The following is a 24,962-nucleotide window of genomic DNA, read 5'->3' as shown; positions in this document are numbered from 1 at the left end:
TTTAGTACCCTATTTTTAGGGAGTTAGGTATAAATGTTTATTATTTTTATACCAATTAACAGTTTTTATAATTCCTTCTTCAATATTAATTCTAGGTTCCCAGGAAAGAGAGTTTTTTATTTTTTGCACATCCGCTTCAGGAACCCATCTTTCATTTGTTCTAGAGGAAATTGCACCGTAATTTGGTCTGGAATTGGTTTTCAAATGTTTGAATAATAATTCTACATAATGTTTCAAGGGGTGAATAGTGCCGCTCCCAATATTAAAGATTTCATTTTGTACAGTAGTATTTTCTACTGCTAGGATACAGGCATCTATTACATTTTCTATATAACAATAATCTCTTAATTGATTACATAAAGTTAAATTTACATCTTTGTTTTGTAATACTCGCAAGATTATATAGCTAAAAATTTTATGCGGCTCTTCGCCTTCTCCGAATATGCCAAAAGGTCTTAATGTTATAAGATTAATATTGTTTTCGCTAGCAATTTGATGGGCGAGTATAGTAGCAGCAGCTTTGGTACTTCCATAGATGTCCACAGGAGTTAGTAACATATTTTCATGAATAGGTTCCATCTTGTTACCGTATTCAGAACTACTCCCAAAATTGATGATTTTTTTACAATTCACCAATTTTGCTGCTTGAATAATGTTACAAGTCCCTATAACATTTGTTTCTATAGCATGGATGTAATCTGTATGGGCAGAATTTACACCATAGGCTGCCAGGTGAAAGATATAATCGGGATTAATTTTCTTTATTGCATCTTGTACTTGTTTTTTATCTCGTATATCTATTTCATAGGTTTCAATATATTTTAGAATATCCTTTAGTCTCCAAGAGTTTGATGGTGTTCTTATGAAAAGAACAATTTTTGCTTGTAAATTTAAAAGTCTTCGTGCCAAGTGAGAACCAATAAAACCGTATCCACCAGTAATAAGGAAAGTTTTATTTTTAAATGAAGCAATCATAGTGATAATCTATCCTTTATTAAGATGTATTTTTAGTTGCTGAAATAAATAGATTTATTTTTAAATAAGGAAAGTATCAGTCTTAATTGTGATGAGGGGAGGGGTATTTAAAATAATTTTTTATTGTTGTTGTATCAATTTGGTCAGCAAATAAAGAGGAGGGAGATTTTTGAAAAGTATTATGAAGGGTATGACATGTCTTGTTCAATTGTTCAATATAAGGAATGTATATATAATCTAAAACTGCTGGAGGTAATTCTAAAGTTTCTTGTTTCCATAAATCGAACTCATTTGGATTAATAATTTGCATACTTCCAAAATGAAAAGCTATTAATTCATCTTGATCAATAAAAACTTTATTATCTGTTTTGGATATAGAACTGCTATTTAAAATGACATTCCAAGGTGCTGCATCAATACCTTTATGAGTCATGATTTTTATATTAGAAAAGATGTTAGGAATGTGATTTAAATATTTTTGGTCACCCCATCTATTCATTTCAACATCATATTGATTATTGCAATATTCTAGGCATTTATCTTTCCACCATGTTAAAATTTCTTTACTATTTTGATCGTTTTTGAAGCCTACTAAACCAGCTTGGTATATACCGTGTATGCTTTCAATTTCAGTAGAGCTTCTTTGAGGGCAAAGGAATACAGAGTATTTCCACCATTCATCAAGAATGATATTAGGTGCTGTAAAGAAATACATATCAGCATCACAATATATAATGTGATCAACTTCCGGATAAAGACTAAGGACATGTAGACATAGGGGTGCTTTTAATGTCCAACAATATTCTTGTAAACTTCTATCATTTTTTATACTGAGGAGTTCATGATTTTCAATATCCTTTACCGGAATTAGTATGGCGTGCTTTAATTTTAATTTTTCTAATATTTGATACGTTAAATCATCCATACAACAAATCCATACAGTAAATTTAGCGTTGAAATTTTCTAAGGAATAATAAGAGGTCAATCCTTGGATTAATCGCTCTTTACTTATAATCATGGAAAAGTTCATAAAATGATTGGATTGATTCATTTTTCTTCTTAATTGTGAATCTTTATATAAAGTTTGAGCTTTATTTATATCTTTTTTACTTAAAAATTGTTTAGTATCTTTATTGAATTTATCCTTTAATTGCTTTAAAACAAATTGAATTCTCTCTAAATACGGAGTGTAAATATGGTTTAATATATTATTGGGTATTGAAATTTCTCCCAAAGACCAAAGATCAAAATCATTTTCAGTAAAGATAGTAATACATGCAAAATGGTAAACAACTAGTTTGTCGTTTTCAATAAATATATCGTTTTTAGTCTTGTCAATTTTGTAATCGTTATTATATATACAGTTCCAAGGCGCAGCATTTATACCTAAGTTATTTGAAATTTTTACTTTTGGAAAATATATAGGGATATAATCTAAATACTTTTGGTCGCCAAATTTTCCCTCCTCAGCCTCGGCACTGCACCAATCTATACATTTATTTTTCCACCATCTTACACTTTTTAGTCCATAGAGATCATTCTTAAATCCAATTAGACCAGCCTGATATTTTCCATACATTTTTTCTACCCAATCACGATCTCTTTGGGGGGTTAGGAAAATAGAATGGTCACCCCATTCCTCAAAAATAATATTAGGGTCAGAGAAAAAGCATAAATCACCATCACAATATAGAATAGATGGTAAATCATAATTGACCAATAAATATTCTATCAAGACAGATTTTAAAGTCCAACAATATTCATTTACTTTTCTTTTTCTCTTAATTGCTTTTAATTCACGATCTTCCAATTCTTCAACTTGTAAAAGGTTTACATTAATTAAACTCATTTCTTTTAATAGTGAATATGCAAAAGGATCTATACAACAAATCCACAATGTGAATTTTTCTGAGTACTGCATTAATGATTGCTGTAAAGCAATAATTTTCAAGACATACTCACTACCTACAATGACGCAGAAATGATTATTTAGATCATGTTGTTGATTATAGAATTGGGGATCAATTCTTTTTTGAGTATTTTTTTTGGAGAGATTTGAAGCTTTAATTCCTGTTGAAAGTGGGTTAACTATTTTCTCATTAGAGGGGATATACAATCGAGGTAAACTTATTTTTTTATCATTAGAGTTCAATGCTTATTCAGTCCTCTCCACTAAAATTTATTTGGATTCCAACTTTCATTTACAGTTTTTAAATCTTTAGGTGTATCGACACTAGCCCAAAAGTCATTGTGTTCATAGACTGCGAGCTCATTGTCTTTTATTAAATTTCGAAGAGGATCTTCTTCTAGAACACAATCATCATTATTACTTAAATAATCGAATATTTCTTTGTTAAATACAAAAAAACCGCCATTAATTACTTCATCAAGTAATGGTTTTTCTTTAAAATCAATAGCAATTCCATCTTCGACCGCCAATAGGCCGTATTGACTATTTTTTTTAATTCCAGTTAATGTAGCAATTTTTCCTTTTTCTTTATGGAATGCTATTAGTTGATCAATATCTATATTGGCTAATCCGTCACCATAAGTTAATAAAAAGGTTTCACCCTGTACAAAGGATTCAAGTTTTTTTAGTCTTGCCCCGGTCATTGTATCAATTCCTGTATCTATAAAGTGTATATTCCAATTTTCTAATTTCTGAAGTAGCGTATATTGACTGGTTTTAAAATTCAAACTAAAGTCATTCTCTTTCCAGCTAAAGTCCATAAAATATTCCTTAATTTTCTCACCTTTATATCCTAAGGGCAAAATGAAATCAGAATGTCCATATTTTCTATACCAATTCATTATATGCAAGAGGAGAGGCTTTCCTTGAACTCGAACTAATGGTTTGGGAATGTCCTCTAAAATTCCTTGCATCCGAAGCCCTTTTCCGCCACACAAAATTATGACTTTCATAGATTTATTTCCTTCCTCTCTATATATTTTACTAATTTAAACTATGTAGTTTGTTTGGTAAATGTATACACGGTTGTACCATAATGACAATCAACTAAAAAAAATATGTTAGATTTATAATTCAGATGCTGATTAAACGTGGAGAATACACATTGTAGTTTATCATTAATTATATGTAAATTAGGTTCTTTTAAAATCTATGCTTTAGTTTATTTAATATTAATGAAAGAAATTGCTTGTTCTTAAGATAAAAGAAGGGGAAGGAAATCAAGGGAATTGAAGAAGCTTATAATGAAATATCCAAGAAGACAAAATATAAGATAAAGTATGGAAGTAAGTAGTCGTGAATGCACTACATAAGCAGAATATGCTGATCGCATAAATGATTATACAGAAATCAACAGAAGAATAACAAAGGGAATTAGTCATTTGAAGGAAAATGGAACAACTATTTTTACATTTTATAAATTCAAAAAAGAGCACCGCATAAAGGTGCTCTAGTGATGGAACTAATTTTGTAAAGAACTATTTATTCAATAAAGAAGGACTTACGAATTATTATATGAACGTTTTGTTAATTAAGTGTGTATCAATTAGACAGGAATTTTATTTCTCTACACCTATTTGATTTTACGGGCCAAATCATGTTAAAAGTAAGAAGAAAATTATTAAGTTAATGTTATTTTGTTTAAAATAACATCCCAATCGGAATCATCACCTTCCCATCTATCCTGATAACGTGGGAGTTCAATTGAACAAACCCTCGATATTCCCCAATTTTGTTCAACAATATTAGATATACCCTCCTTGAAATTAACAATAAGGATATTAAAATCCTTATTTGTAATTTTAGATAATACGTTTTGCAATTCAACCGCTTCATCTCGATTTCCCCAAATTCTAATGAATAAAATGGATTCACTACTATTTATTTTTTCAAGGAATCGATTAATTCTAGTGTCTAATTTAGCTTTAAAAGAAGGATAGGTTGATTTCAAATCCTTTTCTGAATTAATAGGAAAATCATGCATTGAAAAACAATTATAATAAGTGTCCTTTATACAGTAGGTAATTCGTTCTGCCCATTTAATTTGATTATCAAATTCTGATTCAATAAGACCGTAACTTTCGGAACCTTCTATAACCATATTTTCCAACTTCATGAATTTTTTAAATCGATTTTGAAGTAATCTGTTTACATCTGAAAGTGATGGATAATAAAACCAATCTAAAGGTCCAGAAAATGTTCTTAAATTGTGTCTTTTGATTTGGTTGGTGACTTGACACAATCCTCCTAAACTTACAATTACGCCATAGGATTTTTGTATATCTTCTAGGTTCATCCTCATCATCCTTTATAAAAGTAATTTAAATTATCTGTTCAGTATATGATGCAATAACATATTGATGTGGACCTATATATCAAAGTACATAGAGCTAAGACATTTGTATAAATTTAAAAAGTCAAATACCTAAGTTGAGGGATTTCATCTTTGACGTTATATCATGGAGTTATTATTGGAATGAAAGCTGGTAGGGATATTGCGCCAGAGTTATATTTTCTGCAGTAACTTAATTTAGAAAACTGTTCTTGATTACTGTAGTAAAATTGTTGTTTTTTAAACATTACTTATCCGGATTCATGAAAAGTATTTTAATGTATTATTTTATATAACAATATTTAGTTTTAATATTAAAACTAAAATATGGAAGTAACATAGGGGATTCACGCATATAGTAATGTTAATGGTAAAATTAACAAAATTTTCATTTAAATCAGATAAAACTATGATGTTTTTAACTTATAATAATGTTACTACGATGAAAAAATGGCTACTAATTAGTTAATTTAAAAATCAATTTTAGATAGGAAGAGGATAATGAAGACCAGAGATAGTTATAAAATTATTGTAATTGGTGCTGGGACAGCAGGACTATCTTCTACTGCACATTTATTACGAAATGTACCCCTATTTAAAGAAAGTATAGCAATTATTGATCCATCAAAAAAACATTACTTTCAGCCACTATGGAGTTTAGTGGGGGGAGGAATTGTTTCAAAGGAAAGTACGATGCGTAATCAGGAATCGCTTATTCCAAAAGGGGCAACGTGGATCCCTAAAAGTGTTGTTAAGTTATTTCCATCTGAAAATAAGATACTTTTAGATGACGGACTGCTACTTGAGTATGAAATTCTTATTGTAGCAGCTGGTATACAAATAAATTGGGACAGTATTAAAGGCTTAAAAGAGTCTATTGGCACTAATGGGGTATGTAGCAATTATTCTTATACATCTGTTGATTCTACTTGGAGAGAAATCGAAAAATTTAAAGGAGGAAATGCGCTTTTTACCCACCCTAATACTCCTATTAAATGCGGTGGTGCTCCACAAAAAATTATGTACTTAGCAGAGGAGTATTTTTGTAATAGTGGTGTAAGAAACAGAAGTGAAGTAATGTTTTATTCTGCAAACAATAACATATTTCAGGTTCCACGATATGCAAATACTTTAGAACAAGTACTAGAAAGAAAGCAAATTATAACGAATTATAATAAAAATTTAGTGGAAATTATCGCCGAAAAGAGAGAGGCAATTTTTGAAGATACGCAAACACTAAAAAGAGAAACCGTACCATATAGTATGATACATGTTGTTCCACCAATGGGGCCACCTAATTTTATTAAAGAGAGTGAGATAAGTGATCATCAGGGATGGGTAGATATAAGCCCTTATACTTTGCAGCATGTGCAATATAAAAATATTTTTGGACTTGGAGATTGTACCAATTTACCTACCTCTAAAACTGGAGCAGCAATTCGAAAACAAATACCCGTCTTAAAACAAAATATTATGGATGTACTTAGCGGAAGAGATTTACAGGCTAAATATGATGGATATACATCATGTCCGATTGTTACAGGATATAAAAGTCTTATACTCGCTGAATTTAACTATGAACATGAGCCACAAGAAACGTTTCCATTTAATCAAGCGAAAGAAAGGTATAGTATGTTTTTACTTAAAAGATATATGTTGCCATATATGTATTGGAATTTAATGTTGAAAGGGATTCTATAGGAGAAGATAAAAAATGGTTACAAAAATTGAAAATCAATTTGAAATAACTAATTGGAGGGAATAGCTATGCTTTTAAAATATTTTTATGATGAAAAATTAGCACATGCTTCCTATTTAGTCGGTTGTCAGAAAGAAGGCGTAGCAATCGTTATTGATCCCAGTCGCTATATAGAACAATATATAGAGTTTGCTAAGAAAGAGGGGATGGAAGTAATTGCTGCGGCTGAGACTCATATTCATGCTGATTTTCTTTCTGGGTCTAGAGAACTTTCTACTCTTTACCATGCAAATTTATATGTATCCGATGAAGGAGATTGTGATTGGAAATATCAATATCTTAACGAAGGTCGATACAAATTGGTTAGAGAGGGCACGGAGTTTAAAGTAGGTCATATAAAATTTAATGTAATACACACCCCAGGGCATACGCCTGAAAGTATTTCTTTTTTAGTAACTGATACAAGTCAAAATAATTATACGAATGATAAACCGATAGGAATATTCACAGGTGATTTTATATTTGTAGGAGATATAGGAAGACCGGATTTATTAGAAACTGCAGTCGGTATTAAGGATACTGCAAAAATAGGAGCGAAACAATTATTTAATTCTATACAAAAAATAAAAATACTTCCTGATTATTTACAAATATGGCCATCACATGGTGCGGGAAGCGCATGTGGAAAAGCATTAGGAGCAATTCCAACTTCTACATTAGGTTATGAAAAGATGTTCAATTGGGCATTTCGGTGTAATGAAGAAAGTGATTTTATATCGACTTTATTGACGGGACAGCCAGAGCCTCCAAAGTATTTTTCATTAATGAAGAATTTAAATAAGTATGGTCCGCCAATTCGTAAGAAGAGAAAAAGTACTGCTATTAATACAGTAGAAGAACTTCAAGAAATTTTGAAGAGCGTTTATCAAATAGTTGATATAAGGGATGTAGAGAGTTTTGCTGCAGGTCATATCGAGAAGTCAATTAACATACCTTATAACAATTCTTTCACAACTTGGTGTGGATGGTTATTAGATTATAAAAAAGAAACTTTAATAATTCTAGATGAGGAAAAAGTTAAAGTAGAGGCAGTTATTAGAGAATTTGAATCTATTGGGTTAGATAATATTATTGCTTTTGCACCCTTAAAAGTAATACAAAGACTTGATAGATTTGAAAGTTACAAAGAAAAAACATCGATTGAATTATATCCGCATATAAAAGGTGGAAGCGTTAAGGTTATCGATGTGCGTAGTAAAAAAGAGTGGGAGGAAGGACACCTTCATGATGCAATACATATCACTTTAGGTAATCTATTTGAACAACTAGATTATATACCGAAAGATTTTCCAATAGTTTTGCAATGTCGAACCGGATTACGTTCCGCTATAGCAGCTAGTATTTTACAAAGAGCTGGTATAAAGGAAGTAGTGAATTTAAAGGGAGGATTTCTTGCATGGAAAGAAGAAGGGCTTCCTTATACAACATGCAATCTCAATGTGTAGGAAAATATTATATGCTAGGTAAGAATAATTAAAAGAAGTTATAGATGACGTGTTAGAAAAGGGAATCATAATTGTCGCAGATTCAGGAAATACATTAGGATTATTAATTGATTATCCAGTTAAATATGAAAATGTAATATTTGTTTTAGCATTAAATAATTTAACATTGGATCCATCTTTTATGGAATGGCAGTGTTGGAAGTACTTAGGTATTATCAATAAGAACCCAATTTAAAATTCTCTTGGATGCAAGAGAATTTTTTTATTGGGAATAGTAAGGGGGAGGGGAGGTGCATTACATATGGGAAAAGGTAGAAGTAATAATGCTGGTAAAAAGCAACCGAATTTTGATGATTCATCTAATTTTGCTAAACAAAGCCAACCGACAGAAAAGAAGAAGAAATAAGAACAGGAGCTCTCTTGATAAAGGGAGCTCCTGTTAAAAGTGGACTGACGTTTCAGAATAACATATCGATGGATTAACCCAATAGCCATAAATACAAGGTTTTAATTTTTCGAAGGGCACCTAATTTAATATTATTGTCCCGCTTTTTTATACTTATTGACGCGTTAAATCCATTTAAAATGCTCCTTAATGGCGTTGGGCGTGACCTTCATTAAAATTTTTTAAACCTAATGGGACTTACCATTAAGAGGGCGAGGATTAAAGTAATCCATGCATTACTATATGAAAACAATGCCATACCAGCCAATGATAATCCTGCAGCTGGAATAGGTAATCCCTTAAAATATCCAATAGTTGGTTTAATACTAAATTTAGCTAATCTTAAAGCACCCATTGTTGGGAATAGGATAAATGCCAAAGAAGTTAAAATAGAAGGTGTTGCTATCGTATGAAATAAAAGCGCAGGAGCGACGCCGAAACTAACAATATCAGCTAAGGAATCCAATTCTATGCCAAACTCACTGTTCACTTTTAATTTTCTTGCAATTCTTCCATCAAGAAAATCTAAAACAGCTGAAAAGAAAATGAGAATGGAGGCTGCTCCTAAATATTCACTCATATTCAAGGTGATTGAGAAAACACCGCACAATAAATTTCCAATCGTAAATAAATTCGGTATAACTTTTACAAGCTGATTAAACAAGTTTGTTCCTCCTAAATTAATTAAACTTCACATTTCTGTAGCAATTTCTATATATTCTTCCGTTATTCTTAAAAATATATGACCACTGTATTACTGTAAGCTAATTAAATTTCGATAAGGGAAAAATTGATTTCTTAAATGTTCCACGGGTTTATAAAAATGTTTAATCATTTTCAGTACGCGTTATTGAATATTAGCACCTGATAGTTGATATTTCGAGTAGTCAGGGATTTTCCGGTTCTGGTGCAAAAAATTAAAGGTAATTAAAAATAATCTCTAAAAAGGAGACATAATGATACTATTATTTTAAAAAGGTTCGTGGTTGGTATCGAATATAAAAAAATAGAATTTTTATACAAAAATCACCCGAAAGGGTGCCTTTTGTACCTCTTAAAATGACTGAAGATGTGTTTACTTGAGTTCATTAGGTAGTTAGAGGTTGATAGACTATCTTTAACGAAAATGTTGAGTAGTTCATCTTCATTATATATCAATTTAATAATGATTGGGGATTTAGAAAGTTCCATGGAAAGTACATATCAACCTGATTGGAAGATTGGAAATTTAATAACTGGTGATACATTTTACTTAACGCAACATTTTGGTGCGCAAATGAAAATTTTTAAAGTCCACACAAATGGTACCCTAGAACGATTCCAAACAATAGAACCAGAATTAAAATAAAGTTTTTGTAGCATCAATTAAATTCATTTCTTTTTATGCAAACACACTTTCAGCGGAACTAACTTCTTCACTATTTTGCGCTGGAAAGACTTTATAAAAAATGGTTACGTTTTCTGATCTTGAAATAACCCTCTCAAATTGCAATCCTGCTTTTTCTAAAAGCTTTACTGCATCAACAATAGAAGTAATTGCTACAAAAGTTTTTCAAATAAAATTTATAAAAGCTTGATAGGTAATACCAAGGGAAAAGACCGTAGCTACTATATGTGCAGTCCATTTAGGCATATTTAAATTTAATACGGTATTGTACAACATTCCATATACGATACAAATGATTAATATGAATGCAATGAATTGAAGAACTAATAAAAATAGCGGTTGTTCCATTTATTCTCACTTCCTTTATTTGATATATTAATATAATTTATTTAAATGTGAAAGTTTTATTTCTATGAATTTCCAAAAAATGTGATATGAAAGGCATAGTAGTAATCACAAGAATTACTGCAAAACTATAAATGGAACTAAAAGTATTATGACGAGATCAGTAAAATAGTAAAGAAGGTCACCATTCACGGCGACCTTCTTTACTATGCGTTATACCCAAATAATTTTAAATCTTCTCCTGAATCTGAAATGATTTTCTCAAATCGTAATCCTACTTTTTCTAAAAGCTTTCCTGAGGCGATGTTATCTACAGAAGTAATTGCTACAATTCGTTTCATGCCGAGCTTTTGTACACCGTATTCGATTATCGCAGAAGCTGACTCGTAGCCATATCCTTTTGAACGGAATGTCTCTAAAAAGGCAAACCCGATATCAACGTCTTCTAATGAATCTCTTTTAATAAGGCCACACATACCAAGTGGAGTGAGATCTTTTTTTCGTTCTACTAAGTAAAGGCCGAATCCAAGTTTGTTATACATATCGATGGGACCGTTTACAATATAATTTTTTGCATCTTCTAAGTTACTAACTCCTTTGTCACCGATAAACTGAATCCATGCAGGATCGTTTACTAACTCAAGAATAAAAGGAGCGTCTTTTATATCAAACCAGCGAAGATTAAGACGTTCAGTTTCAAGAACTATCAATAATTACACCACCTTTAAAAAGTTATAACAATTAGTATGGATTGTGTAAAACAAAAGTGCAACATATTTTAATGGGGGTGTTTGTTCACATAAAGTTCGTTTGTTTTGTATAGAGAGATATCTTATAATTAGGATTGATTGTAAAGAGTGAGATGCTTATACAATGACTCCTAGGTGACTAGGAGTTTTTACTATATAACTATCATTATTACTAAATATGACACACTATACATTCTACTCAAGGAGGTACATAATGAAGAAATTATATAATGCATCGTTTACGTATTTGATTATCGGTTTATTATCAGGGATTTTCGCTAGGGAGTATGGTAAGTATAAAGGGATTTTAGGGTCTACTTTGTTAAATCTTTTGCATACGCATACACTTGTACTTGGCTTTTTCTTCTTTTTAATTGCTTTAGGATTAGCAAAAGTATTCGCGTTTCATGAAGTGCAAGGGTTTAATAAGTGGTTTGTTTTACATAACATTGCATTAATATTAATGTTAGGTTCGCTAGCAGCGAGAGGGCTTCTTCAGTTAAATGGAGCTGACTTTAAAGGGTTAACTTATATTGTAGGGTTTTCTCATTCGTTGATGGCAGTTACTTTAATTTGGTTTATGTTGTTAATAAAGAAATCGTTTAAAATGTAGTGAAAAAGAACTTGTAGCGTGTGCTGCAGGTTCTTTTTTGTATGTTCAGTTTTAATAATCTTATTTTTCTAATTATTTTGTATAAAGATGGTATACTTGTTTTAAAATTAAAAAGGAGAGTTGATTATGGAAATAAAAATTGAACATGTAGTAAATGAATTAAAAGGCATACTTCCTGAAGATCGAGTAGTAATAAATATGACAGTACGAGAGTTACATAGTAAAGATGAATCTTACCACGTTAGTAGTTTACCTGATGTAGTTGTTTTTCCAAAAACGACCGAAGAAGTCAGCGCGATAATGAAAATAGCGAGTCAGCACGGAACAGCTGTCGTTCCATTTGGAGTAGGGTCCAGTTTAGAGGGACATGTAATTCCTTACGAAAAAGGAATTACAATGGACTTTTCTCTTATGAACAAAATACTTGAAATAAGAGAAAAGGATTTTCTTGTGAGAGTACAGCCAGGAGTGACGCGCTCTCAGCTTAATAAAGAATTGAAAAAGTATGGATTATTTTTTAGTGTAGACCCAGGAGCTGATGCAACGTTAGGAGGAATGGCTGCTACAAATGCGAGCGGAACGACAGCGGTAAAGTATGGGGTAATGCGTGATCAAGTTCGAGATTTAGAAGTCGTTCTTGCTGATGGAGTAGTAATACATACCGGGAATTTAGCGGCGAAGTCATCATCAGGTTATCATTTAAATGGTATTTTCGTAGGATCAGAAGGAACACTTGGATGTTTCACGGAGTTAACTTTAAAAGTATACGGTATACCAGAACATGTTATGGCTGCGAGGGCATCGTTTCCAACTATAAATGATGCAGTAGAAGCTGTAATTAACATATTACAAGCAGGTATTCCAATCGCGAGAATTGAACTCGTTGATGAATTATCTATGAAACAAGTAAATTATTACAATGAAACAAGTTACAGAGAAGAACCGACACTGTTTTTAGAGTTTCACGGCAATGAAGCAGGGTTAAAGCAAGATATTGAATTTACGAAAGAAATCGTTCTTGATCATAAATGTATAGAAATTGCGTTTGAGACGGAAACAGCAGCGAGAAATAAGCTGTGGGATGCAAGACATAACTTAGCGTACTCTTACGTGCATAGTTATCCTGGTAAAAAGCTAATGAGTACAGACGTATGTGTACCAATTTCGGAATTAGCTGGAGCGATTCAACATGCGAAAGAGGTATTAGATAAAGTAGGGCTTATTGGCGGTATTCTCGGTCATGTTGGGGATGGGAATTTCCATGTACTCTTAATGATTGACACAAATGATAAGGAGGAAGTGAAGAAGGCAGACGAAATAAATGAAAGTATCGTTCAATATGCTCTTAAACGAGGAGGAACGTGTACAGGAGAACATGGCGTTGGAATCGGGAAACGAAAGTATCAAGAAGAAGAACATGGGGCGGCATTATTTGTAATGGAGAAAATAAAGAAAGCTCTTGATCCGCAAAATATTTTGAATCCGAATAAGGTGTTTCAATTAAAAGATAGGGGCTGAGTGGATGAAAGTACTAGAAGCGATAAGTAATATAGCTGGAAAGTATTTTGCATTTTGGACCGGTTGCTGCACTCCCAAGTGTATTAGCGGCAGTATGGCATAACATTGCAGGGCCAATATTAGCAACCATCTGGTCAAAAAATGCAAAAAATGAAAAGAATACTTTTAGCGATGAAAATGTATCAATAAATATAGAAAAATAGGAATGATAAATAATGCAAAAACGTATTGTACATTTTGAAGGAATGGTTGTATTTTTAGCCACAATTTATATGTATTCGATATATGAGTTTAGTTGGATTATATTTTTTGTATTCCTTTTAGCGCCGGATCTATCAATGTTAGCATATGGGATTAATAATCACGTTGGTGCGAAAATATATAATGTATGTCACACATATATCATATCCATATTAATTGTTCTAATAGGTGTCTATTTTAAGATGGATATCGTTATAATGATTGGCTTAATATGGACAGCACATATTGGAATGGATCGAATGTTTGGATATGGATTGAAATATGAGACGGATTTTAAGGATACTCATATTCAGAGGTTATAAGAAAAAGTATTCATATTTACAGCGGGTCTATTAAAATATTGAACAAAATTCAGTGAATGAATTTCGTTCAATTGTTGAGAAATATATATATAGATAGATATAAATAATCGAATTATGTTATTTTTATGATAATTAAAAGAAGGAGAGTGGATTTGATGAATATACAAATCACTGGCAATGAATTAATTAATAAGATGCTGAATGATTGGTATCGAGATATTAGAGCTCAACGTATAAGTGAAGCAAAAAAATTAAAAGAAGAGATCGATAAAAAGCTTTATATTATCGAATCAGATATAAAGGTTTCATTTCACTATTATCTGTTAGAATTTCGATATAAAGTGCTAATAGATGGTTTAGGTAATTTGAAAAAAGCTTTTGATAAAATAGATGCATTGCCTAAACCAAATGATGAATATTCTAATTATTATTATTATTTATTCAAAGCCATTCATTATACAATTCTTACTAATTATAGTGAAGCTAGCAACTATTTTGAAAAAGCTGAAGGGTTATTAGAGCATATTTCAGATGAAATTGAATATGCAGAGTTTAATTATAGAGTTGCTATATTAAAATACCACTTGCATTACGCATATTCAGCTATTGAATACGCTTCAAAGGCAAGAGATATCTTTGTTAAACAAGCAGGGTATGAAGTGAACATAGCGCTGTGCGAAAATATATTAGGATTATCTTTTTCGGAATTAAAGCAGCATGATAAAGGTGAGGAATATATTGCGTCAGCAATAAACATTTTACAAAAAAATGATGCAGAAATGTTAGTATTAAGAATCAGACATAATTTAGGTTTATTGTATGCGAGTCAAAATCTTTCAGTTTTAGCAATTAGACACTTATCTGAGGTTTCTAAAAAAATGCCTACTCATTATAAGGCAATCTTTTTAGAGGCAAGAGAATATTATAAATTAGGTGAAATAGAAAAAGCGAAGGAATTAATTGAAAGTGGATTGAAGGTTTGTGAGGAATTAAAAAATGATGAATATAGATATCACTTTTTAATTCTAAAGGGATTTTGTCAGCATTTAGAGGTAGAAAAAATAGAAAAAATTATTCTTGAAGGTTTTTCTTACTTTGAAAGAAAAAATTTATCGGAGTATATTCACGAATATACTGAAAGTCTGGCATTAGAGTTTCATAAAGTAGGTAATATAGAAAAAGCAGAAAAGTATTTTTTTATGAGTTATGAAATAAAAAAGAGAATATTTGAAAAAGAAGCATTAAAATAAAGAAAAAACTTGGATTATCTATAATGGGAATAGCAGCTGGAGTTATGGGGTTTTATGGTAGAAGGTCTTTGCAATAAATTAGCTCACAGTGGATATGGTGGAACGTTTATAATTATAAAACCTAATGAAAATCCATATGCTGTCTCTGAAGATACAACGATGCCTGCAAAACAAACCTTCTATTGAACGTGGGTAATTAAACAAGTCACAAATTATAATTTGTGACTTGTTTAAGGTTGGATACTAAATGTGTTGCTTTCAATATTGAAAGCAACTTTTAAGTTTGTGATTAATAGTTAACTTAATAAATTTTGGGTTAAAATAAAAACAAATTTTTAATCAAGTCCCACAAAAAGTACGATAAGGGCGATTCGTCGGTGCAGGCGGAATGCAGTATTCTTCTTGATCTGTAGAATACGCATAAGGATTTGATAAAGCTTCAAGAAGTTTCTCCATTACGCTATAGTCGTCATTTGTAACAGCTGCTTCTAGTGCTTCTTCTACACGGTGGTTCCTCGGGATGATTGATGGGTTATTATTTTTCATCATCTCGTAGGCGTTTTCTTTCGATTCTTCTTGTTTTTCTAATCGAGATTGCCACAGTTTGTACCATTCTTTAAATTCAGGACTATCGAATAGAGGGATATTTTCTAACGTATCAAGAGTTAATGAACGGAATGTATTAGTGTAATCTGCTTTATATTTCTCCATCATTTTTAAAAGTTGCTCAATAAGTGATTGATCTTGTTCTTCGTTGCTAAATAGTCCTAATTTCTTTTTCATTCCAAGGAACCAATTGTTTTCATACTGTACGCTAAATTTCGAAATTTCGTCTTGAGCGATTTTTAGTGCTTCTTCATCATCTTCGTGCAGAATCGGTATTAAAGATTCTGCTAGTCGTGCGAGATCCCATGCGGCCATATATGGTTGATTTCCATATGCATAACGACCTTGTGTGTCAATAGAGCTAAATACGGTTCCTTGGTCGTAATTGTCCATAAATGCACAAGGACCGTAATCAATTGTTTCGCCACTGATCGTTATATTGTCAGTGTTCATTACACCGTGAATAAATCCAACAAGTTGCCATTTTGCGATAAGACTAGCTTGTCTTTTAATGACTGCTTGTAGTAATGCAGTATATCGGTTTTCATGGGATTCAATTTCTGGGTAATGCCTTTTTATCGTATAGTCAGCTAGTGATTTCAGGTCCTCTATTGAACCACGAGCTGCAGCATATTGAAATGTACCGACGCGTATATGGCTACTAGCTACTCTAGTTAAAATTGCTCCAGGTAACTTTGTTTCACGATATGTTGGTTCACCGGTTGTGACAACTGCTAAACTGCGGGTAGTTGGAATATCGAGTGCATACATTGCTTCGCTAATAATATATTCACGTAGCATCGGACCGAGTGCAGCACGACCATCTCCTCGGCGTGAATAGGGAGTAGGGCCAGAACCTTTCAGTTGAATATCGAAACGCTTACCTGAAGGAGTAATTTGTTCGCCAATTAAAAGAGCACGACCGTCGCCTAACATATTAAAATGTCCGAATTGATGGCCAGCATATGCTTGAGCTAATGGATGAGCTCCTTCTGGGAGTGCATTACCAGCGAAAATAGCAATTTCAGCTTCCTTTTTCAGTTCTTCAGGGGTCAAGCCAAGAGATATCGCTAATGAATGGTTTAGTTTAACTAACTCCGGTGAACTTACGGGAGTAGGGGGGATTTCTGTATAAAATGATTGTGGTAAAGTCGTATAACTATTATCTAAATTCCAACCTGTTTCATTATTTTTAGTCATTGTATCTCCTCCTTTTTGTATTTTAAGTTATGTATTTGTACGTATGTATTCTTTGTAAAGTTAACTAAAAGTATAATATAATATTTCCCCTTGCAATCTATTGTAAGGACTTCATTGCACTATGTCTATTTAACAGCAAATTTAAAACCTCCATTTTAAGAAAATGGAGGTTTTTATTATTATTTAATTTTTACAATTATTTTTCCTTTTGCTCTTCCAGACTCTGAATATTCCATTGCTTTTTGAGCATCTTCAAAAGGGAAAACTCGATCGATTACCGGTTTGATTTTTCCGGCTTCAATATAGTTTGCAATAGTACGTAATTGATCCCCGCTTGGCTTCATAAATAAAAATGAATATTGAGCATTATGCTTTTTTTCAAGTGCAGTAAGTTTTTTGCTGGCTAATGAAAATAAGAGAGTTTTAAAGAAGCCTGAACCAAATTCTTTACCGAATCGAGCATTCGGCATACCTGAAACGGAAACAATGTTTCCTCCGCTTTTTATAATATTGAATGATTTTTCAAGTGTTGTTCCGCCGATTGTATCAAATACTGCATCATAATTTTTGAGTATTTCTTCAAATTTTTCTGTTTTGTAATTAATAATTTGATCTGCGCCAAGAGACTTTACTAAATCGGAACCAGCTTCACTAGCAGTTGTTGTAACGGTAGCGCCCATTATTTTTGCTAACTGAATTGCGAAAGTACCAACACCACCAGACCCAGCGTGAATTAATATTTTTTGTCCTTTTTGTAAATGCATAATATCATGTAGTGCTTGATAGGATGTTAAGCCAACGAGTGGAATCGACGCCGCTTCCTCAAAACTTAAATTTTTTGGTTTTAAAGCTATATCATCTTCATGAATGGCTATATATTCCGCGAAAGTACCGATCTTATTTTTTCTTGGACGTGCATATATTGCATCGCCGACTTTAAAACGAGTCACTTTTGATCCAACCTTCGTGATGACACCGGAAAAGTCATTCCCAAGGATTAGAGGCATTTCATATTTCAGTAACATTTTAACTTTTCCATCACGTATTTTAAAATCAATTGGGTTAATACTAGCTGCATGAATTTCTGCGAGCACTTCATACTCATTAATTTCAGGAGTAGGTACCTCTGCCATACGCATTGGGACTTTTCCATATCTATCAATTATCATTGCTTTCATTTCTTATACCTCCAAGTTTTAATAAAAGTTTTGCAATAGCTTCTCAATATCTAATACAAGATTTTTTAATAAACCTAATTTTGTACGTATATCAATATAATAAAAATTCTTTGTACCTTCTTTTCTCATTAAAATAATGCCAGCTTCTCGTAAAATCTTAAGGTGATGTGATACTGCTGGACGGGAAAGGTGTGTTTGCTTCGTAATTTCTCCTACACGTAATCCTGTTTGACATTCCGTTTCCATTAGCACTAATAAAATAGCTTGACGTGTTTCATCACCAATTGCCAATAATACTTTTTGAGAATCAATAAAATCTTTTTTTATAATATTTAATTGTTCTTGTTTATTCATTTCAATCACTTTGCCTCCAGGTAATTAGTCGAAAGGTTTAAGATGATGAACCATTACTTCGATACGGTAATGCTACATGATTGTTGCATGAGGTGCAATATTGAGAAAGAAAATCGAGACGAATGAATTTTTTATTGTTGAAAATTATAGGGAGATAGAAAAGGGATTGGAAGGATTACATAACACAATAGATGAAGTTTTAAAAACAAAAAATGATGTAACAATAAAATAAGCGGTCGTAACCTTGTATAATCCATAAGGTTACGACCGCTTATAATGTTTGTATTATTTTTGATTTTTACGATAGAACATGGTTCAACGTAAAGTACATTCTTTTGTTTTACACTTTCATACAGACACAATTCAGGTGGATTATAGATGTATGAAAAGGTAAAAGGAATTTTGGGGCGTAATCTATTTATATGATAATTCAAAATGAAATATAAGTCTATATTTTAATGTTTTTTTTGATTATATTTATGTCACTGAGCTCAGAACAATGATATGGAGGGTAAATATATGAAATCGAATTATGTACCAGTTTTAATTGTTGGAGGGGGATTATCTGGGTTAGCGTCTGCGTTATTTCTTGCAAAACATAATATTGAGTACTTACTTATTGAAAGGCATCCGTCTACTGCCATTCATCCGAAAGCAGGCGGTCTTACTTTACGTACAATGGAGTTATTTCGAGAATTAGGCTTGGAAAAAAGAATTAAATTGGCAGGTAAAGCATTAGAGAACTGCAGAGGAAGAATAGCGGTTCATACAATAGCTGAGGCGAATAAAGAAGAATTGGAACAAATGAGAGCGACGCAATACGGAAACGATGAAGAGTTACTTCAAAAAATAGAAAAGATTAGTCCATCAAAACAAACTGCGTGTTATCAAATTATTTTAGAAGAGATGATGTTACAAGAAGCGAAAACATTAGGCGAGCAACTATCTTTTTATCATGAATTAGTTTCATTTGAACAAAATGAAAACGGGGTAAAAGCAACGATTCGAAATCGTGAAACAGAAAAAGAAAGTGTCATACATTGTGACTATGTAATTGCAGCGGATGGAGCGAAAAGTAAAATACGTGAGCAGTTAGGGATTAAAACTGAGGGTCGTGGAACCATTGGTGGCTATTATATGAATATTTATTTTGAAGCTGATTTAAGTGAGTTTATACAAGGAGATGCATTCGGTTTTTCGATGGTACTTCATCCGGAGGTTCTTGGTGCACTTATCCCGGTTGATAACGTAAAAAAATGGATTTATCATGTAGCCTACGATCCATTAAAAGGAGAGGGGCTAGAGGACTTCACTATAGAACGTTGTAAACAAATTATTCAAATAGCAATTGGAAGTACAAATGTTGAATCAAAAATATTAAGTGTTTTACCGTGGGAAGCGGCCGAAAGTACAGCGGTGAAATTTCAAGGAAATCGAACCTTTTTAGTTGGCGATTCTGCACATATTATGCCGCCAACAGGAGGATTTGGTTCAAATACAGGAATACAAGATGCGCACAATCTAGCTTGGAAATTAGCGGCTGTTATAAAAGGGAAGGCAAAACCAAAATTGTTAGAAACATATCATGAGGAGAGACACTCTGTTGCAAAATTAACGACAGCTTATGCAAGTAGTTTACTGTTTCGTGCTGCGAATAGAGAGGAAGGCAGTTTGAATAATATGGATGGTTTAGCTGTTACAGTTGGATATCAGTATTGTTCAGAGGCGATTATAGATGATTCAGTCACTCCGCATAGAATGGATAGCATAGAGTTGAACGGAAGACCTGGAACGCGAGCGCCACATTTATGGGGAACGTATGAGGGGAAGAAAGTTTCTACATTAGACTTATTCGGTAACAGTTTTGTATTACTTACAGGAGTAGAAAATAGTTCTTGGGCTGAGGCAGCACATACTGTTTCAGCTAAATTAGGAATAAATATAAAAGGGTATCGTGTTGGCTTAAGTGGAGACTTTGTTGTTCCAGAAGATATTTTTAGCAAATTATATGGTATAGAGAATGGAGGTGCTGTATTAATTAGACCAGATGGCTTTATAGGATGTCGTTCGGAAAAAACGGTAGTAAATCCAGATATAGTATTGGAAGAGGTAATGAGAAATTTATTATGTGATTTTTGAGTAACTACAGAAATATTGTTTTGTGTGCTTCACTGTACTGAAAAAAATATTCACAAATTTCAATAGGTTTGATATGATTAAATTCGACAAGTTAATAGAGGCCGGAGATATTTGAGAAAAGCCATAAATTTATTTAGGGACACAGGAGTGTATTCTAAATAATTTATGGCTTTTTTTATTGAATGAACCGTACAAAATAGGGAGTTACATGTGAAAAGGAGGGCTATAGAAATTAAATAGGATAATACTAGTTTTCTGTATTAATAATATAGAAAACATTTGTAAGATTGGAATTTTAATATAGGTTTATAAAAATAATGAAAGTGTGTCTTCTATTTCGTGTAAATCTCATTAGCTTGTTGAAATTTGCAACGTAGGAAGGATTAGAAGGATGAGAAAGATTATTAGCGTTTTAGTTATTTTCTTTATGACGGGAAGTATCTTTGTTGGGGGAGCTGTTCATGCGAAAGCAGAAGGGAAGCATGAATGGAATACGAATAAGCTTTTAAATATTGCACATCGCGGAGCAAGTGGACATGCACCTGAGCATACTTTTGCTTCTTATGATTTAGTTAAAAAAATGAAAGCGGATTATTTAGAGTTAGATATTCAATTAACAAAGGATGGCCAATTAATTGCAATGCATGATACAGCAGTTGATCGCACTACAAATGGAACAGGCGAAGTACGAGATAAAACGTTAAGCGAAATAAAGAGTTTAGATGCTGGATCATGGTTTAATAAAGCGTATCCAGAAAAGGCTAAGCAAGAGTATGTTGGGCAAAAGGTTCCAACTCTTGAAGAAATCTTCCAAAAGTATGGAAGAAGTATGAAGTATTATATTGAAACAAAATCACCAGATGTGTATCCAGGAATGGAAGAGAAATTGTTGGCGTTGTTACAAAAATATAATTTAGTAGGCCAAAACATGTCTTCTAGCCGTGTTATGATTCAATCATTTAGTAAAGATAGTTTGAAAAAGATTCATAGTATGAATGAAAATATTCCGTTAGTTCAATTGCTTTGGTATTATCCAAATGAAAACAATGAAATTGTTGAATGGTCTGGTATTACACATGAACCGAAAAGTGTAACAAATGATGATTTTCAAGAAATTAAAAAGTATGCAGCTGGTATTGGACCAAACTTACGTAATGATAACGGAGAACTAATTATTGATGAGTCATATATGAAAATGGCTAGGAAAAATGGACTGTTAATTCACCCTTATACAATTAATGAGAAACCCGATATGAGACTGTTAATCAAATGGGGTGCTACAGGAATGTTTACAAATTATCCGGATCGATTACATAGTGTATTAAAGGAAAAATAAGTGGAAAAGGGTATACCAGTGTTTTAGGTATACCCTTTTTAATTTAACTCCCCGATAAACGTAATCTCTTTTTCATAGCATTCATCTGCATCATAAATAATTTCTTGAAAGTGAAGCGTTTTGAAGGAATGACAAACTGAAATTTCCCATGTCTCCCAAAAATCAATTTCATTTGAAAGAAGAATCCATTTTTGAAATTCACTATCTCTATTAAAGAAATTATGAAAGTAGTCCTCATTTTTAAATATGATGATTTGCGAATCCCATAAATTATTTATAGAAATCAAAACAACAACTCGATATGTATGGGTATCGCTCGGTTTCATATTTATTAAATGATTTGCTTGATTTAATAAGGTTTGAATACATAACCGTTTTACTTTTCTAGGTGTTTTACGAGAGTCAATAAAAGCTTGCGAAACTGGCAATAGCATATTCCAATATTCATCGTTATAGAAAGTAGAAGGGAACATTTTTGTATGTTCCTCAATTCGCTTTATCATAGTGTTTGTTTTTCGTTTCATACCACGTATTTTCTTTTCACGCATTGTGAGTCATCTCCATAAATTTTTGTAATGCAGCAGAGTGATATATATCTTTTCTAGTAATAAAAGTAGTAGGAACTTTTTGGAAGCTATTTGGTAAAGGATTGAATGATATGTCATGTTTATGACCATTTAAAATAGACTTCATCATAATTGCTATGCCCATACCTGATTTTACACATGCGAGTATCGCTTCAATTGTTCCAAACTCAAATACTCGCTTAGGTGAAATTCCTTCTTCTTGAAGCCAATCTTCTAATAAATTTCTATAATAGCACCCGTGACTAAATGCAAGTAAATTCATGTCTCCTATGTCTTTAAAGGAAGATAAAGGCTTTTTGCTAATGAGAACTAATTCTTCTTCACGAAATATATTTGTATGAAGTTCGGCATGCTGAGTAGAGCCAGCTATAAACGCTCCGTCCAGTTTTCGTTCTAGTACAAGCCTAATTAATTGTTCCGTCGTATTTGATTCTAAAATTAATTCGACTTTTGGGTATTTCTCATAATAGGCCATTAATATAGATGGAAGTCTTACAGCGGTTGTAGATTCTGTACATCCAATTTTTAAAGTGCCTCTTGGTTCGATCCCATTACTTTGAACTGCTTTAACAGATTGATCCATTAAGTGGATAATTTGTTTGGCGTATGTTAATAAAATCTCACCGTTAGAAGTTAAAGTTACACCTTTTCCGTTTCGATAAAATAAAGGCACACCTAATTCGTTTTCTAGTTGTTTCATACGCATTGTTACGCCAGACTGTACATAGTTTAAATTTTTAGCTGCATGAGATATGTTTTTTTCTTTCGCAACTTCGTAAAATACAGTTAAATCTTTTATATCCAAGTATCATCCCTCCAGAAAAGGTATCATTTTTTTTGATGGATTACATGATAAATCTTTATTTTATATGATATCAGAACTTTCATACAATGGAAGGGGATGGAGGGATTATTGTGTTAATGGAAGAAAGGGTGAATAGTACTTATAAGTGGGTTATGTTAATTTTTGCGACGGTTGCTCAAACAACAGCGACACTTATAACGTATGGTGTTGGAGCGTTTGCTTTATTTTGGAAAGAAGAATATGCACTTACGAATACGGAGATTGGATTGTTAGTAAGTGTTGTAAATATAGGACCGCTATTTTGTATGCTTTTTGTCGGGCGGCTACTTGATCAATACAATGAAAAGTTGTTAATTTCGATAAGTTCATTTTTACTAGGAAGTTCGTTTTTACTGACTAATATGGTCAATGGATTTAATGGGTTACTCTTTGTACTTTTATTAGTAGGAACGTTTTATAGTGTTTCGCAGCCAGGAGGAAGTAAGGTGATAATGAAGTGGTTCTCAAAAGAAAATCGCGGGTTAGCGATGGGGATTAGACAAGCCGGTATACCGATTGGTGGTACATTAGCGGGAGTATTGATCCCGTTTCTTACAATAAAATATAATATGGCCTATGCGGTAAATAGCATTGCATGTATTTGTATAATTGGAGGGTTTTTATTTTTTATATTTTATAAGGAACCATATATTCAAGAGAAAGTTAAACAAGAACGTAGTAAACTTTCTTTTTGGATGCAGTTAAAAGAAGTGATGTGTAAAAAAGAATTGTATGCAATTTATATAACTGGCATTTGTATGATTTCATTGCAAATGGTGTTAGTTGCACACTTTATAAAATTTTTAGTATTGGAACAATCAATCACGCCAATTTTAGCTGGAAAAGTATTTTCCGTTATGTTCTTTTCTGGAATGGTTGGTAGGGTTATATTAGCAGCTACTAGTGATTTGTTTTATAAGGGAAATCGGCGTACCCTCTTATTTATAACTGTTTGTATTTCTATTTTCTTCATTCTAATATTAGTAATGAGCATACATACAATAACGAATGTATTGTATGGTGTAAGTGCATTGTTAGGGTTCTTTTCAATTGGATGGTTTAGTCTTTTTATAACTGAAGTTGCGGAATCAGCAAGTGAAGAATCGGTAGGGATGACAGTGAGTTTTGCACTTACATTAAATCAAATTGCTATTATTGCTGCGCCTGCTTTATTTGGTTATATTGTAGATAAGAAGGGATATACGTATGCGTGGTTATGCATAGTTGTATTACTAACTATTTCAGCGGTTAGCTTATATAGGAAGTATAGAAAATGAAGGAATGTTAGCAATGTAAATTTTTTATGAAGAAAGTCTAAAGAAATGTTGAATGAGCGACATTTCTTTTTTTATTTGTTGTATAATCAAA

At 32.3% G+C, this 24,962-nt stretch carries 25 protein-coding genes; 13 read left to right on the top strand and 12 right to left on the bottom strand.

All coding sequences use genetic code 11. From position 1 onward, the window contains the following. Positions 1-15 precede the first annotated feature (15 nt). The 4 genes from DN407_RS17035 to DN407_RS17020 form a co-directional block, all read right to left on the bottom strand. A complete protein-coding gene (locus tag DN407_RS17035; protein WP_000561952.1) occupies positions 16-975 on the bottom strand; it encodes an NAD-dependent epimerase/dehydratase family protein in 960 nt (319 codons plus the stop codon). Positions 976-1,057: 82 nt separating this feature from the next. After that, entirely contained in the window at positions 1,058-3,127 is a 2,070-nt protein-coding gene (locus DN407_RS17030; RefSeq protein WP_001087521.1) for a hypothetical protein, read from the bottom strand. 20 nt (positions 3,128-3,147) lie between these two features. After that, a complete protein-coding gene (locus tag DN407_RS17025) occupies positions 3,148-3,897 on the bottom strand; it encodes a sugar phosphate nucleotidyltransferase (protein ID WP_000864432.1) in 750 nt (249 codons plus the stop codon). 668 nt (positions 3,898-4,565) lie between these two features. Next, positions 4,566-5,240: a papain-like cysteine peptidase gene (locus DN407_RS17020; protein WP_001047153.1), complete on the bottom strand. Its 675-nt coding sequence runs from the start codon at positions 5,238-5,240 to the stop codon at positions 4,566-4,568. A gap of 537 nt (positions 5,241-5,777) precedes the next feature. Between DN407_RS17020 and DN407_RS17015 the strand changes: the two genes are divergently transcribed. Next, positions 5,778-6,977, top strand: a complete 1,200-nt coding sequence (locus tag DN407_RS17015) for an FAD/NAD(P)-binding oxidoreductase (protein ID WP_000857304.1) — start codon at positions 5,778-5,780, stop codon at positions 6,975-6,977. Between the two features lie 66 nt (positions 6,978-7,043). Beyond that, positions 7,044-8,480, top strand: a complete 1,437-nt coding sequence (locus DN407_RS17010) for an MBL fold metallo-hydrolase (protein ID WP_061655028.1) — start codon at positions 7,044-7,046, stop codon at positions 8,478-8,480. Between the two features lie 617 nt (positions 8,481-9,097). On the opposite strand, the gene pssA is transcribed toward DN407_RS17010, so the two are convergent. Then, positions 9,098-9,589, bottom strand: coding sequence for a CDP-diacylglycerol--serine O-phosphatidyltransferase (gene pssA / locus DN407_RS17000; protein ID WP_061655026.1), 492 nt, complete (start codon positions 9,587-9,589; stop codon positions 9,098-9,100). A gap of 501 nt (positions 9,590-10,090) precedes the next feature. On the opposite strand from pssA, the gene DN407_RS16995 reads away from it, so the two are divergent. Next, positions 10,091-10,273, top strand: a complete 183-nt coding sequence (locus DN407_RS16995) for a DUF5065 family protein (RefSeq protein ID WP_002000399.1) — start codon at positions 10,091-10,093, stop codon at positions 10,271-10,273. 204 nt (positions 10,274-10,477) lie between these two features. Here the strand turns inward: DN407_RS16995 and DN407_RS16990 are convergent, their stop codons facing one another. Together DN407_RS16990 and DN407_RS16985 are read right to left on the bottom strand one after the other, a co-directional pair. Beyond that, entirely contained in the window at positions 10,478-10,660 is a 183-nt protein-coding gene (locus DN407_RS16990) for a hypothetical protein (RefSeq protein WP_000437513.1), read from the bottom strand. 203 nt (positions 10,661-10,863) lie between these two features. Then, positions 10,864-11,367, bottom strand: coding sequence for a GNAT family N-acetyltransferase (locus DN407_RS16985; protein WP_000636208.1), 504 nt, complete (start codon positions 11,365-11,367; stop codon positions 10,864-10,866). Positions 11,368-11,620: 253 nt separating this feature from the next. On the opposite strand from DN407_RS16985, the gene DN407_RS16980 reads away from it, so the two are divergent. The 6 genes from DN407_RS16980 (at position 11,621) to DN407_RS32185 (ending at position 15,536) form a co-directional block, all read left to right on the top strand. After that, on the top strand, positions 11,621-12,019 hold the full coding sequence (locus tag DN407_RS16980) for a DUF2871 family protein (RefSeq protein ID WP_098280225.1): 399 nt from the start codon (positions 11,621-11,623) through the stop codon (positions 12,017-12,019). Positions 12,020-12,145: 126 nt separating this feature from the next. Beyond that, the gene (locus tag DN407_RS16975; RefSeq protein ID WP_098284030.1) at positions 12,146-13,537 is read left to right on the top strand and encodes an FAD-binding oxidoreductase; all 1,392 of its coding nucleotides are present in this window, start codon (positions 12,146-12,148) and stop codon (positions 13,535-13,537) included. Between the two features lie 47 nt (positions 13,538-13,584). Continuing rightward, positions 13,585-13,740, top strand: coding sequence for a transporter (locus DN407_RS16970; protein WP_098280223.1), 156 nt, complete (start codon positions 13,585-13,587; stop codon positions 13,738-13,740). A gap of 12 nt (positions 13,741-13,752) precedes the next feature. Then, a complete protein-coding gene (locus DN407_RS16965) occupies positions 13,753-14,100 on the top strand; it encodes a DUF4260 domain-containing protein (protein WP_001172065.1) in 348 nt (115 codons plus the stop codon). A gap of 155 nt (positions 14,101-14,255) precedes the next feature. Then, complete coding sequence (locus DN407_RS16960; protein ID WP_001025499.1) at positions 14,256-15,350, top strand: response regulator aspartate phosphatase; 1,095 nt, start codon at positions 14,256-14,258, stop codon at positions 15,348-15,350. 54 nt (positions 15,351-15,404) lie between these two features. Next, on the top strand, positions 15,405-15,536 hold the full coding sequence (locus DN407_RS32185) for a hypothetical protein (protein ID WP_000229164.1): 132 nt from the start codon (positions 15,405-15,407) through the stop codon (positions 15,534-15,536). A gap of 153 nt (positions 15,537-15,689) precedes the next feature. Here the strand turns inward: DN407_RS32185 and DN407_RS16955 are convergent, their stop codons facing one another. From DN407_RS16955 to DN407_RS16945, 3 genes are all read right to left on the bottom strand, one after another. Further along, positions 15,690-17,156, bottom strand: a complete 1,467-nt coding sequence (locus DN407_RS16955; protein WP_016111437.1) for a protein adenylyltransferase SelO — start codon at positions 17,154-17,156, stop codon at positions 15,690-15,692. Positions 17,157-17,335: 179 nt separating this feature from the next. Next, the gene (locus tag DN407_RS16950) at positions 17,336-18,334 is read right to left on the bottom strand and encodes an NADP-dependent oxidoreductase (RefSeq protein ID WP_149216509.1); all 999 of its coding nucleotides are present in this window, start codon (positions 18,332-18,334) and stop codon (positions 17,336-17,338) included. 18 nt (positions 18,335-18,352) lie between these two features. After that, positions 18,353-18,697, bottom strand: coding sequence for an ArsR/SmtB family transcription factor (locus DN407_RS16945; RefSeq protein ID WP_000571870.1), 345 nt, complete (start codon positions 18,695-18,697; stop codon positions 18,353-18,355). 91 nt (positions 18,698-18,788) lie between these two features. Here DN407_RS16945 and DN407_RS32180 point away from each other — a divergent pair, with 91 nt between their 5' ends. From DN407_RS32180 to DN407_RS16935, 3 genes are all read left to right on the top strand, one after another. Then, the gene (locus DN407_RS32180; protein ID WP_001227549.1) at positions 18,789-18,920 is read left to right on the top strand and encodes a hypothetical protein; all 132 of its coding nucleotides are present in this window, start codon (positions 18,789-18,791) and stop codon (positions 18,918-18,920) included. 287 nt (positions 18,921-19,207) lie between these two features. Next, positions 19,208-20,827 carry an FAD-dependent oxidoreductase gene (locus DN407_RS16940; RefSeq protein ID WP_149216508.1) on the top strand — a complete coding sequence of 540 codons (1,620 nt, stop codon included), beginning with the start codon at positions 19,208-19,210 and terminating at the stop codon, positions 20,825-20,827. A gap of 391 nt (positions 20,828-21,218) precedes the next feature. Then, positions 21,219-22,163 (top strand): glycerophosphodiester phosphodiesterase, encoded by a 945-nt coding sequence (locus DN407_RS16935; RefSeq protein WP_001226363.1) that lies wholly within the window; start codon positions 21,219-21,221, stop codon positions 22,161-22,163. Between the two features lie 38 nt (positions 22,164-22,201). Here the strand turns inward: DN407_RS16935 and DN407_RS16930 are convergent, their stop codons facing one another. Both DN407_RS16930 and DN407_RS16925 read right to left on the bottom strand, forming a co-directional pair. Further along, complete coding sequence (locus DN407_RS16930) at positions 22,202-22,711, bottom strand: DUF3916 domain-containing protein (RefSeq protein WP_149216507.1); 510 nt, start codon at positions 22,709-22,711, stop codon at positions 22,202-22,204. Continuing rightward, positions 22,704-23,555, bottom strand: a complete 852-nt coding sequence (locus DN407_RS16925; protein ID WP_000351684.1) for a LysR family transcriptional regulator — start codon at positions 23,553-23,555, stop codon at positions 22,704-22,706. The genes DN407_RS16930 and DN407_RS16925 overlap by 8 nt, the downstream gene beginning before the upstream one ends. A gap of 86 nt (positions 23,556-23,641) precedes the next feature. Here DN407_RS16925 and DN407_RS16920 point away from each other — a divergent pair, with 86 nt between their 5' ends. Further along, positions 23,642-24,871 carry an MFS transporter gene (locus tag DN407_RS16920; RefSeq protein WP_002000388.1) on the top strand — a complete coding sequence of 410 codons (1,230 nt, stop codon included), beginning with the start codon at positions 23,642-23,644 and terminating at the stop codon, positions 24,869-24,871. The last annotated feature ends 91 nt before the right edge of the window (positions 24,872-24,962 follow it).

The sequence above is a fragment of the Bacillus sp. JAS24-2 genome (genome assembly GCF_008274905.1).
GTDB classification, from domain to species: Bacteria; Bacillota; Bacilli; order Bacillales; family Bacillaceae_G; genus Bacillus_A; species Bacillus_A cereus.
Note: the sequence above shows the minus strand (reverse complement) of the source record. Positions and strands in the feature narration are given on the sequence as shown.